At 65.4% G+C, this 12,086-nt stretch carries 9 protein-coding genes; 2 read left to right on the plus strand and 7 right to left on the minus strand.

Annotated features, from left to right (window positions below; all coding sequences use genetic code 11):
- Positions 1–111: 111 nt before the first annotated feature.
- From AC0L2J_RS30870 to sdhC, 6 genes are all read right to left on the minus strand, one after another.
- Entirely contained in the window at positions 112–2,070 is a 1,959-nt protein-coding gene (locus AC0L2J_RS30870; RefSeq protein ID WP_007604223.1) for an ABC transporter ATP-binding protein/permease, read from the minus strand.
- A gap of 53 nt (positions 2,071–2,123) precedes the next feature.
- Entirely contained in the window at positions 2,124–4,298 is a 2,175-nt protein-coding gene (locus tag AC0L2J_RS30875; RefSeq protein ID WP_473395515.1) for an ATP-binding protein, read from the minus strand.
- Positions 4,299–4,487: 189 nt separating this feature from the next.
- On the minus strand, positions 4,488–5,270 hold the full coding sequence (locus AC0L2J_RS30880) for a succinate dehydrogenase iron-sulfur subunit (protein ID WP_007604225.1): 783 nt from the start codon (positions 5,268–5,270) through the stop codon (positions 4,488–4,490).
- A 42-nt stretch (positions 5,271–5,312) separates the two neighbouring features.
- On the minus strand, positions 5,313–7,163 hold the full coding sequence (gene sdhA / locus AC0L2J_RS30885) for a succinate dehydrogenase flavoprotein subunit (RefSeq protein ID WP_007604226.1): 1,851 nt from the start codon (positions 7,161–7,163) through the stop codon (positions 5,313–5,315).
- 3 nt (positions 7,164–7,166) lie between these two features.
- Positions 7,167–7,583: a succinate dehydrogenase, hydrophobic membrane anchor protein gene (gene sdhD, locus AC0L2J_RS30890; protein ID WP_007604227.1), complete on the minus strand. Its 417-nt coding sequence runs from the start codon at positions 7,581–7,583 to the stop codon at positions 7,167–7,169.
- Positions 7,580–7,978, minus strand: a complete 399-nt coding sequence (gene sdhC / locus AC0L2J_RS30895; protein ID WP_007604228.1) for a succinate dehydrogenase, cytochrome b556 subunit — start codon at positions 7,976–7,978, stop codon at positions 7,580–7,582. Before sdhC ends, sdhD begins: the two co-directional genes overlap by 4 nt.
- Before the next feature lie 520 nt (positions 7,979–8,498).
- Between sdhC and AC0L2J_RS30900 the strand changes: the two genes are divergently transcribed.
- Entirely contained in the window at positions 8,499–9,359 is an 861-nt protein-coding gene (locus AC0L2J_RS30900; protein ID WP_473395516.1) for a sulfite exporter TauE/SafE family protein, read from the plus strand.
- A gap of 206 nt (positions 9,360–9,565) precedes the next feature.
- Here the strand turns inward: AC0L2J_RS30900 and AC0L2J_RS30905 are convergent, their stop codons facing one another.
- Positions 9,566–11,095: a malonate--CoA ligase gene (locus AC0L2J_RS30905; RefSeq protein WP_473395517.1), complete on the minus strand. Its 1,530-nt coding sequence runs from the start codon at positions 11,093–11,095 to the stop codon at positions 9,566–9,568.
- Positions 11,096–11,195: 100 nt separating this feature from the next.
- On the opposite strand from AC0L2J_RS30905, the gene AC0L2J_RS30910 reads away from it, so the two are divergent.
- Entirely contained in the window at positions 11,196–11,957 is a 762-nt protein-coding gene (locus AC0L2J_RS30910) for an SDR family oxidoreductase (protein WP_007598784.1), read from the plus strand.
- Positions 11,958–12,086: the final 129 nt, after the last annotated feature.

Raw genomic sequence — 12,086 nt, forward strand, 5'->3', positions numbered from 1 at the left:
CCCCCCCCCCCCCCCCCCCCCCCCCCCCCCCCCCCCCCCCCCCCCCGGGGGGGGGCCCCCCCCCCCCCACCCCCCCCCCGCCCCCCCCCCCCCCCCCCCCCCCGCTACAGGTCAAGCCGCCTTCTTCGGTGGCGCCTTGCGCTGGCGCAGGAAGCGGCCGAGCAGCTTGCGCTTGCCCTTGCGCGGGATCAGGTCGATGTCGCTGACGAGCTTGGCGCCGCCCTTGCGGCGCTCCAGCACGATCTTGCGGCTGTGGAAGGCTTCCAGCTCGACACGGTGCGCGACGCTGACGATGGTGGCCTTCGGCAGCTCGTCGGTGACCATCTTCATCATCTTGTCCTGGCTCTTCTCGTCGAGCGCCGAGGTCGCCTCGTCGAGCACCACGATATCAGGGTTGTGCAGCAACAGTCGCGCGAAAGCGAGGCGCTGCTTCTCGCCGCCGGACAGCGTCTGGTCCCACGGTGCTTCTTCCTCGATCTTCTCCTTGAGATGGTCGAGGCCGACCTTGTGCAGGGCCTCGCCGATCTCCTCGACGGTCCAGTCGTCTTCCGCGCCGGGATAGGCAACGGCGCGACGCAAGGAGCCGGATGGTACGTAGGGCCGCTGTGGCAGCATGAACAGCCGCCGGTCGGGATGGAAATTGACGCTGCCGCCACCCCATGGCCAGAGCCCGGCGATGGCGCGCACCAGCGTGCTCTTGCCGGTGCCGGATTCGCCGGCCACCAGCAGCCGCTCGCCACGTTCGACCACCACCTCCGTCTCGCCAACCACGGCGGTACCGTCGTCGAGCGTGACCGAGAGATCCTTCAGCTCCAGCATGGCGTCGTTGCTGGTCTCGCCGCGCTTGATGCGGCCGAAGCCGTCGCCCTGCTCCGCGCGCTCGAGGCCGTCGAGCGACATCATCAGCGAGGCGATGCGGCGAGCGCAGGCATTCCAATCGGCGAGCCGCGGATAATTGTCGACCAGCCAGCCAAACGCGCTCTGCACGATGGTGAAGGCGGAAGCCGCCTGCATCACCTGACCCAGCGTCATGCTGCCGTCGAGGAATTTTGGCGCGCAGAGCAGCAGCGGCACGACCGGCGCAACGAGGCTCGATCCCTGCGACACCAGCGTGGTGCGCATGTGCTGACCCGCGAGCCGCGCCCATTGCCGCAGTACGTTGGTGAAATTGCGGTCGATGCCGTCGCGCTCTTCCGCCTCGCCGCCGAGCAGCGCGATGCTCTCGCCGTTCTCGCGCACGCGCGTCAGCGTGTAGCGGAAATCGGCTTCGGCCTGGTTCTTGTCCTCCGAGACCTGCACGAATTGGCGGCCGATCACCAGGATCGAGCCCGATGCGATTCCCGCATAAAGCATCGCGGCGATCACCAGGAAGCCGGGAATGGTCACCGACGATCCCGCAAGCGTGACGGTGAGCGCGCCGCCGATGGTCCAGAGCACGACGATGAAGGTCACGGCCGACAGCAGCGCGGACGTCACGCCGGCGAGGAAATCCACCGGCGAATCGGTCGCGACGCGCAGATCCTCCGCGATCCGGTATTCCGGATTCTTATGGTCGCCGCTGACGAGATTGAGCTGGTAATAGCGGCCATTGCCGAGCCAGCGCGTCAGCACGCTGGCCGTCAGCCACGCCCGCCAGCGCCGCTGGATGCCCATGCGCGCGAACACTTGCGCCACGCCGAGCACGATGCTGCCGATCGCGAGCGGGAAGAACACCGCGGTGAGATGGAAGACGGTGGACGCCTCGCGCTTCTCGATCGCGTCGAAGATCGCGCGATTCCAGACATTGATGCCGTATTGGAAACCGACGGTGAGGACGATCAGCACGCCGAGGCCGATGGAGTAGAGCCACGCCAGCCGGTCGCCGTTGCGGCCCCAGAAGCCGCGCGCGCTGATCCAGAAGCGGGTGAGGAGATAGTCCTTGCGGGCCTGCTCGGCCTCTTCGGGCGATAGCTCCGGGTCGGGTTCGACCAGCTCGGGCGGCGGCGGAGCCACTTCCTCGCCGGTCTCGCCGACGATTTCGACAATGGGCGGCTTCTTGCCCGATTCGCGCTTTCTGGCCGGCTTTTGCATGGTCGGATAACGCAAGCTAAATCAAAAGGTTCCCGCAGGTTCCCAGTGTCGACTCACTCAGCGGCGCCGTCGCGGACCCGGCGGAGCCGTGCGAACCGGTGCAGCACACGCGACAACTGATCGATCGCGTAGGGCTTCTGCACGAGCTCGACATCGATGTTGCCGTCCTGGGACAGCGCCTCGCTGTAGCCGGTGGTCAGCACGACCGGCACGCCGATGCCGCGGTCGCGGACCGCCTGCGCGAGATCGAGCCCGGTCATGCCGGGCATCACGATGTCCGAGAAGACGACATCGAAGCGATCGGAATCCATAATCAGCTCGGCGAGTGCATCGGTTGCATTGTCGATCAGCGTGATGCTGTAGCCGAGCTCGGTGAGGCCGTCGGCCGCGAAATTGGCGAGCTCGATATTGTCCTCGACCAGCAGCACCGACATGCCGCTGCCGGCCACGGCCGGCGCGGTGTTCGGTGCCTGCCGCTGCGGCAACAAATGCGGCGCCACGCGCGGCAGATAGAGCGCGAAGGTGCTGCCGCAGCCCACCTCGCTGGTGACTGTCACTTCGCCGCCGGACTGCCGGGCGAAGCCGAACACCTGCGACAGGCCGAGACCGGTGCCGTGGCCGACCTGCTTGGTGGTGAAGAACGGCTCGAAGATGCGCTCCAGCCGCGCAGCCGGAATGCCGATGCCGGTGTCGCTGACGGCAATGCCGACGAAGCCATGTTTGCCGGAAAGGTCGTGGTTGCCAGGAAGGTCAGCGTTGCCCGAGACGGGAGCCCGTGTGTCCGCAATGGTCGCCGCGGCCTCGACCTTGAAGACGATCCTGCCCTTGCCGTGCATGGCATCGCGCGCATTCGTCGCCATGTTGATCAGCGCCGTCTCGAACTGGCTCGCATCGGCATCGACGAGGCAGGGCTCGGTCGGCAGCCGCATCGCGATTTCGATCGCGGGCCCGAGCAGCGTCGCGAGCATGTCCTGCAGCGACTGCAGCCGCGCGCCGACATCGAACACTTCCGGCTTCAAGGTCTGGCGCCGTGCGAAGGCGAGCAGCTGCGAGGTCAGCTTGGCCGCGCGCCCGACCGCGTCCGCGATGGCGGTGATGTAGCGCTGCCGCCGCTCCTCGCTCAGTTGCGGCCGGTTCAGCAGGTCGACGGAAGCGCGAATCACGGTCAGGAGGTTGTTGAAGTCGTGCGCGACGCCGCCGGTGAGCTGCCCGAGTGCCTCCAGGCGCTGGCTGTGCTTGAGCGCCTCCTCGGCTTCGCGCCGCGCTGCGGCCTCGGCCTGGAGATGCTGGGTGCGCCGGAACGCGAACGCCAGCAGCAGAAACAGCAGCGCGGTGGCGGGAATGCCGAACACCAGATGCTGGCCCATGGTGGCGAACCAGCGCTTGCGGATCGCCGAGGTCTCCAGCCCCGCGCTGACATAGATCGGGTATTCGGCGATGCGTCGGTAGCCGATGCGCCGCTCGACCTCGTCCGACGGCCAGACGATGGTGATGAGGCCATGCTCGGGGTGAGCTGCGATGCTCCGGCCGACCGGCCCGTTAGGATCGAGCCTGACGTCGCGGTCCAGCCGCGGAAGATGCGCCAGCACCACGCCGTCCGTGCGCCCCATCGCGAGGAAGCTGCCGGGATCGGAGCCGATCCTGGCGTAAAAGCTCTCGAAATATTCCGGCAGGACAGAGGCCTGGATCACGCCGATGAAGCTGCCGTCGTCGGAGCCGCGGCGGCGGCTGACTCCGAAGAAGCGCGCGCCCTGATAGGGCTGGCGCGGCGTCAGGGGAACGCCGATGTAGCTGCCGATAGTCTGATCGACATGGGCCGCAAAGTAGTCGCGGTCCGCAAAGCTCTGCGCCGGCGGCGGTGAGGCCAGGCTGTTGACGAGCGACTTTCCGTCCGCATCGAAGATCCAGGCTGATTTCAGCTGCGGCAGCGAATCGGTCAGCTGCTTCAGGCGGCGGTGCAGGGCCGGTTCGCGCGCGCGGATGATGTCGTCGGGCATGCCGCGCACCACCTCGTTGATCTCGGCGAGGCTCCGGTCGATGGTCTCGAACACCTTGAGCGCGTGCTCGTGCGCGACATCGAGGGTGCGCTCGATCTCGCGGTCTGCGATGGCTTTTGTCGAGGTGTAGGAGATCGAGGCGGCGATCGCGAACAGTGCAATCGGCAGCGCCAGGGACGTGGCCATCATCCACTGCAGCAATCTCAGCGAATTGCGTTGTGCGCCCTGCACGGTCGCTCCGGTCCCACACCGGAGAGCTTACTTGAATTTCGCGCCGGGAAGGAAGCGGCTTGTAGCGGGAACCAGAGGTTGCAATCCCCCGGCTCGCGCGCGCAGGGGCGGAGGCAAAATCCACTCGAACACCTGCCCGCCGTAGAATGCCCCGGCCGTTCCGGCCGGGGATCGCAGCATGAATGACGCCTAGATCTGGCGCTCGACCATCTTGAGCTTGAGCTCCGCGATGGCCTCCGCCGGGTTGAGGCCCTTCGGGCAGGCCTTGGCGCAATTCATGATGGTGTGGCAGCGATAGAGGCGGAACGGATCCTCGAGATTGTCGAGCCGCTCGCCGGTCGCTTCATCCCGCGAATCCGACACCCAGCGGTTGGCCTGGAGCAGCGCGGCGGGACCGAGATAGCGCTCGCTGTTCCACCAATAGCTCGGGCACGAGGTCGAGCAGCAGGCGCAGAGGATGCACTCGTAGAGGCCGTCGAGCTTCTCGCGGTCCTCGTGGCTCTGCTTCCATTCCTTCTGCGGCGTCGGCGACGTCGTCTTCAGCCACGGCTCGACCGAAGCGTACTGTGCATAGAAATTGGTGAGGTCGGGGATGAGGTCCTTCACGACAGGCTGGTGCGGCAGCGGATTGATCTTCACCGCGCCGTCCTTCACGTCGTGCATCGAGCGGGTGCAGGCCAGCGTGTTCTGGCCGTCGATGTTCATCGCACAGGAGCCGCAGACGCCTTCGCGGCAGGAGCGGCGGAAGGTCAGCGACGGGTCGATGTTGTTCTTGATCCAGATCAGGCCGTCCAGCACCATCGGCCCGCAATCCTGGGTGTCGACGTAATAGGTGTCGACGCTCGGATTCTTGCCGTCGTCCGGATTCCAGCGGTAGACGCGGAATTCGCGAGTTTCAGTCGCGCCCGCGGGCTTCGGCCAGGTCTTGCCGCCGGTGATCTTTGAGTTCTTCGGAAGTGCGAATTCAACCATTTCGATAAAGCTTTCGCTGTTCGCTCAGTACACGCGTGCCGTTTAGTAAACGCGAGCTTTCGGCGGGATGTACTGCACGTCGTTGGTCATGGTGTAGTCGTGAACCGGGCGGTACTCGATCTTGACCTTGCCGGAATCTTCCAGCCAGGCCAGCGTGTGCTTCATCCAGTTCTTGTCGTCGCGCTCGGAGAAGTCCTCGCGGGCATGCGCGCCGCGGCTCTCGGTGCGGTTGGCGGCCGAGTTCATCGTCACCACCGCCTGCGCGATCAGATTGTCGAATTCGAGCGTCTCGATCAGGTCGGAATTCCACACCAGCGAACGGTCGGACACGGCGATGTCGGTGATGCCGCTATGGACCTTCTCGATCAGGTTCTGGCCTTCGCTCAGGATGTCGCCGGTGCGGAACACCGCGCAATTGTTCTGCATCACGTGCTGCATGCCTTCGCGCAGCTTCGCGGTCGGCGTGCCGCCGGAGGCGTAGCGGTAATGGTCGAGCCGGCCGAGCGCCAGGTCGGACGAGTTCGCCGGCAATTCCGGCTGGCTGGCGTTCGGCGTGAGCTTCTCGGCGAGGCGCAGCGCCGCGGCGCGGCCGAACACGACGAGGTCGATCAGCGAGTTGGAGCCGAGACGGTTGGCGCCGTGCACTGACACACAGGCGGCCTCGCCGATCGCCATCAGGCCGGGGATGATGGCGTTGTCGTCGCCGTCCTTCTTGGTCAGGACTTCGCCGTGATAATTCGTCGGGATGCCGCCCATGTTGTAGTGCACGGTCGGCACGATCGGGATCGGCTCGCGCGTCACGTCGACATTGGCGAAGATCTTTGCGGATTCCGAGATGCCCGGCAGGCGCTCGGCCAGCACCGCGGGATCGAGATGGTCGAGATGAAGGAAGATGTGGTCCTTCTTCTTGCCGACGCCGCGCCCCTCCCGGATCTCGATGGTCATCGCGCGCGAGACGACGTCACGCGAGGCGAGATCCTTGGCGGAGGGCGCATAACGCTCCATGAAGCGCTCGCCCTCGGAGTTGACGAGATAGCCGCCTTCGCCGCGCGCGCCTTCGGTGACGAGACAGCCCGAACCGTAGATGCCGGTCGGGTGGAACTGCACGAACTCCATGTCCTGCATCGGCAGGCCGGCGCGCAGCACCATGCCGCCGCCATCGCCGGTGCAGGTGTGCGCCGAGGTGCAGGACGCGTAGGCGCGGCCATAGCCGCCGGTCGCCAGAATCACGGACTGGGCGCGGAAGCGGTGCAGCGTGCCGTCGTCGAGCTTGAGCGCGATGACGCCGCGGCAGGTGCCCTGGTCGTCCATGATCAGGTCGATGGCAAAGAACTCGATGAAGAACTCGGCCGCGTGGCGCAGCGACTGGCCGTACATCGTGTGCAGCATGGCGTGGCCGGTGCGGTCGGCGGCAGCGCAGGTGCGCTGCGCCTGGCCCTTGCCGTAGTCCAGCGTCATGCCGCCGAACGGGCGCTGGTAGATCTTGCCGTCTTCGGTGCGCGAGAACGGCACGCCCCAGTGCTCGAGCTCGTAGACCGCCTCGGGCGCGTTGCGAACCATGTATTCGATCGCGTCCTGGTCGCCCAGCCAGTCCGACCCCTTCACGGTGTCGTACATGTGCCAGCGCCAGTCGTCCTTGTGCATGTTGCCGAGGGACGCCGAGATGCCGCCCTGCGCCGCGACCGTGTGCGAGCGGGTCGGAAACACCTTGGTAATGCAGGCGGTGCGGAGGCCGGCTTCGCTGCAGCCGACCACGGCGCGCAAGCCCGCGCCGCCGGCGCCGACCACGACGACGTCGTAGGTGTGGTCTTCGATCGGATAGGCTTTGCCGTTGGTGGCGGGAGCGCCGTTGGCCTTGCCATTGGTATCTGTGGCCGATGTTCCGGTTGGCATGGCTTAGACTCCGGAGGAAAGTTTCAGGATCGCGTAGGTCGAGGCCAGCGCCACGGCGAACGAGAAGAAGTTGTTGAGCATGATCGAGATGAGCTTCAGCTTCTCGTTATGGATGTAGTCCTCGATCACGACCTGCATGCCGATCTTCATGTGCCAGGCGCTGGCGAAGATGAAGAGCAGCAGGATCACCGCGACCGGCAGCGAGCCCAGGATCTGTGCGGCACCGGCCTGGTTGCGGCCGAGCAGCATCATCACGATCACGATCACAGGGATCATCAGCAGCGTCATGGCGACGCCGGTGATGCGCTGGCGCCAGAAATCGGAGGTGCCCGAATGCGCCGCGCCGAGATTGCGCACGCGGCCGAGCGGGGTGCGCATGGAGGAGCCCTTCGGAGCGCCGTGGGATTCGTCGAAACTCATCGTCCGCCTCCGATCGCGTAGGCGATGATCCAGACCAGGACCGTGAGCACGACGCCACCGATCAACGCGCCCCAGGTCAACGCTTCGCGCTCATTGGCCTTGAAGCCGTAGCCGAGGTCCCAGACGAAATGCCGGATGCCGCTGAGCATGTGGTGCATCAGCGCCCAGGTGAAGCCGAACACGATCAGCCGGCCGATGATGCTGCCGGTGAAGGCCTGGACGTGGCTATAGGCGGCGGGGCCTGAGGCCGCCGCAATCAGCCACCAGGCCAGCAGCAGCGTTCCGGCGTAGAGGGCAATTCCGGTGGCGCGATGGACGATGGAAAGGGCCATCGTCAGCGTCCAGCGGTAGGTCTGTATGTGCGGTGAAAGCGGTCGTTCGATCCGTGCGGTCATGGGCTTCAATTGCTTTATTGCGGCCCAGCATGGGGCGCGCGGGGATCGCGAAAGGTCGGCTCTATTTACGGAGTCGATTTCACCTGCGCAATCACCAAATCGCCATAAATCGAACTTGGGTTCAGCTCTAGGCCCTTGATGTAACAAGGCCAATCGGGCACTTGGTATACCAGAGCGGTGGCGCACCGGCTAAAGATCGAACATAAATTCATCTCTTACAATGGGCCCCGAGACGCATTGAAATTACTATTGGAACGGCTCTAAGCCGCTACGGGCCGGCCAGGGTTCGAACCAGTCGGTTCATGACGTCCGAGCCGGCAGGGACGGTCGGCGAGCAACCCCTAATTTCCGCCGAGCGCGCCGATTTTTCGCGGGACGGGCGGATATGCGCACCCCGCATCCCACCCCAGACCGGCGATGCGGCGGTCGACCCGCCAAATCAGATCGCCTAGAGCATTGCGGGTAGCTGTCCGAGCGATGCCTCGGAGAAGCTGCGAGCCATCGCCGGGGCGGGTCAGGGGTGATTGCAGGACTTGATATCAAGGAGATCGCCGAGCTCGCGCTGCTGCTGATCGCAACGGGCGCGCTCTCCGGATTTTTGGCCGGCGTGTTCGGCATCGGCGGCGGCGCGATTCTGGTGCCGGTATTCTACGAGTGCTTCCGCATCGCGGGTGTGCCGCTGGAGGTGCGGATGCCGCTCTGCATCGGTACCTCGCTTGCTGTCATTGTTCCGACCTCGATCCGTTCGTTCCAGGCGCATTACAGGCGCGGCGCCGTCGATCTTGCGATCCTTCGGGTCTGGTGGCTGCCGATCCTGATCGGCGTCGTCGCCGGCAGCGTGGTCGCGCGCTACGCACCGGAGCGGCTGTTCAAGATCGTGTTCGTCGCCGTTGCCTGGTCGGCCGCGGTACGGCTGATCTTCGCGCGCGCGAGCTGGAAGCTCGCCGATGATTTGCCGAAGGGGCCGCTGATGCGAGTCTACGGCTTCTGCGTCGGCATTTTATCGACCTTGATGGGCATCGGCGGCGGACTGTTTTCGAATCTGCTGATGACCTTCTACGGCCGCCCAATCCATCAGGCGGTCGCGACCTCGTCGGCCCTCGCGGTGCTGATCTCGATCCCCGGTGCGCTCGGCTACATCTATGCCGGCTGGCCTGCGGCCGCGCACTATCCCGGCGTTGCAGCCCTGCAAGTCCCGTTCGCGCTCGGCTACGTCTCGCTGATCGGCGCGGTCCTGGTGATGCCAATGAGCCTTGTGACGGCGCCGCTTGGCGTCAGAGCCGCGCATGCGATGTCGAAGCGGAGGCTGGAAGTCGCGTTCGGGTGCTATCTGTTTATTGTCGGCAGCCGGTTTGTGATGAGCTTGGTGGGCGGGCTGTGACGGAGCTTATCGCGCACTGTCTCTTCATCGTCGTCCTGGACAAGCTCGCGGAGCGAGCGCCGATCCAGGACCCATTGCCCCAGCCAGAAGTGTGACTCGAGACTGACAACCACGAGTCTTCGCCAAACCACCCCTCGGGGTAAGGGGTCCTGGCTTTCGCCAGGACGACAGCGAAATTGGCGCTGTCATACTGTTACAGCACGCCCCTATTTCTTCGCGTAAAGATCCTTGTACGTATCCCGCAGCACGTTTTTCTGCACCTTGCCCATCGTGTTGCGCGGCAGCTCGTCGACGACGAAGACGCGCTTGGGCATCTTGAACTTTGCCAAGCGCCCGTCGAGTGCCTTCAACACCGCGGCCTCGGTCACATCGGCGCCCTTGTTGCAGACCAGCACCGCCGTAACGCCCTCGCCGAAATCGGCGTGGGGCACGCCGATCACGGCGGATTCGATCACGCCTGGCATGGCGTCGATCTCGCTCTCGATTTCTTTTGGGTAGACGTTGAAGCCGCCGGATATGACGAGATCCTTGCCGCGGCCGAGAATGTGGACGTAACCCTTGGCGTCGATCTTGCCGAGGTCGCCGGTGATAAAGAAACCGTCGTCGCGGAATTCCGCCTTCGTCTTCTCCGGCATGCGCCAATAGCCCTTGAACACGTTCGGGCCCTTGACCTCGATCATGCCGATCTCGTCGCGCGGCAGCTCCTTGCCGGTCTCGGGATCGGTGACGCGAACGGAGACGCCGGGGAGCGGAAAGCCGACTGCGCCGGGCACGCGCTCCCCGTCATAGGGATTCGAGGTGTTCATGTTGGTCTCGGTCATGCCGTAGCGCTCGAGCACCGCATGCCCCGTGCGGGCCGACCATTCGCGATGGGTTTCGGCCAGCAGCGGCGCGGAGCCCGAGATGAACAGCCGCATGTGTCGTGTGGTTTCTCGCGACAGCGCGGCGTTCTGGAGCAGGCGGGTATAGAACGTCGGCACGCCCATCAGCACCGTGGCGCGCGCCATCAGCTTGATGATCAGATCCGGGTCGAGCTTCGGCAGGAAGATCATCGACGCCCGCGCGAACAGCGTCACGTTGGTCGCCACGAACAGGCCGTGGGTGTGGTAGATCGGCAGCGCGTGGATCAGCACGTCCTTGTCGGTGAAGCGCCAGAAGCCGACCAGCGAGAGCGAGTTCGACGCCAGATTGTCGTGGGTCAGCATCGCGCCCTTGGAGCGGCCGGTGGTGCCGGAGGTGTAGAGGATCGCGGCGAGATCGTCGTTTGCGCGCGACACCGTGGTGAATTCGCTGCTCGCCTTGTCGGCGGCGTCCGTCAGCGAGCCCTTGCCGTCAGGCCCGAGTGTCTCGATTTTCGCCTTCACCTTGGCCGCGATGGGACCGAGGCCCTCCGCCTTGGAGGGATCGCAGACCACCAGCGAGGGCTCGGCATCGCCGATGAAATAGTCGAGCTCGTTCAGCGTATAAGCGGTGTTGAGCGGCAGGTAGACCGCGCCGGCCCGCACCGTGGCCAAATAAAGCACGATGTTGGCCACGGATTTCTCGACCTGAACCGCAACGCGGTCGCCGGGCTTCACGCCGCGCGCGACCAGCACATTGGCCATCTGTCCGGCCCGGGCGATCAAATCGCCATAGATGATGCGGGCCCCGTCATGCGTCTCGATCGCGAGGCGTTTCGGATCGTCGAGGCCGTCGAACAGGCGGGAAAACAGATTGGCGTTGGCAGCTTGGTTCATGCAAGATTTCCTCGACCACAAGGCTCGTCAGACAAGGCCGGTCAAAACCGAGGGCTGGATTAGCAAAAACCGCCCCGATGAAGCAACGGAGACAGTTTGCATGACCAAAAACGGGAAACGCGTGGCCTGGGTCACGGGCGGCGGCAGTGGGATCGGGGAGGCCGGCGCCGAAGCGCTGGCGGCCGACGGCTGGACGGTGGTGGTCTCGGGCCGGCGCAAGGACGCCCTCGATACCGTGGTTGCGAAGATCACCGGGGCGGGCGGGGCCGCCGAGGCCATCGCGCTGGACGTGTCGGTCGCCGCCGCGGCTCAGAAGGCGGCCGATCAAATCGTCGCGAAGCACGGCCGGATCGACCTGCTGGTCAACAATGCCGGCATCAATGTCCCCAAGCGCAGCTGGAAGGACATGGAACTGGAGGGCTGGGATAAGTTGGTCCAGGTCAATCTCAACGGCGTGCTCTATTGCATGCGCGCGGTGCTGCCGACGATGCGCAAGCAGCAGGACGGCTCCATCATCAACGTCTCTTCCTGGGCCGGCCGCCACGTCTCGAAAATGCCGGGCCCCGCCTACACCACGACCAAGCATGCGGTGCTGGCGCTGACCCATTCCTTCAACATGGATGAATGCGTCAACGGCTTGCGCGCCTGCTGCCTGATGCCGGGCGAGGTGGCGACCCCGATCCTGAAGCTGCGCCCGGTGGTGCCAAGCGAGGAGGAGCAGGCCAGGATGCTGCAATCCGAAGATCTCGGCCGCACCATCGCCTTCATCGCGAGCATGCCGGCGCGAGTGTGCATCAACGAACTGCTGATCAGCCCGACGCATAACCGCGGGTTTATTCAAACGCCGCACAACAGGGATTGAGCGGCAGCAAGTAGCGCGGGGGGGGGGGGGGGGGGGGCCGGGGGGCGGGCGCCCCGGGAAACAAACCCCCCGAACAGAAGCGGGAGCCGGGCGCGCACAGCGCCCCCCCCCCCCACCCCCCCACCCGAG

This window comes from Bradyrhizobium sp. MV1.5 (assembly GCF_055807615.1).

What these genes read in the sequence shown, in the direction of transcription:
- AC0L2J_RS30870 (WP_007604223.1), bottom strand. Translation starts at nt 2,070, where the DNA reads ATGCAAAAGCCGGCCAGAAAGCGCGAATCGGGCAAGAAGCCGCCCATT.
- AC0L2J_RS30880 (WP_007604225.1), bottom strand. Translation starts at nt 5,270, where the DNA reads ATGGTTGAATTCGCACTTCCGAAGAACTCAAAGATCACCGGCGGCAAG.
- sdhA (WP_007604226.1), bottom strand. Translation starts at nt 7,163, where the DNA reads ATGCCAACCGGAACATCGGCCACAGATACCAATGGCAAGGCCAACGGC.
- sdhD (WP_007604227.1), bottom strand. Translation starts at nt 7,583, where the DNA reads ATGAGTTTCGACGAATCCCACGGCGCTCCGAAGGGCTCCTCCATGCGC.
- sdhC (WP_007604228.1), bottom strand. Translation starts at nt 7,978, where the DNA reads ATGACCGCACGGATCGAACGACCGCTTTCACCGCACATACAGACCTAC.
- AC0L2J_RS30905 (WP_473395517.1), bottom strand. Translation starts at nt 11,095, where the DNA reads ATGAACCAAGCTGCCAACGCCAATCTGTTTTCCCGCCTGTTCGACGGC.
- AC0L2J_RS30910 (WP_007598784.1), top strand. Translation starts at nt 11,196, where the DNA reads ATGACCAAAAACGGGAAACGCGTGGCCTGGGTCACGGGCGGCGGCAGT.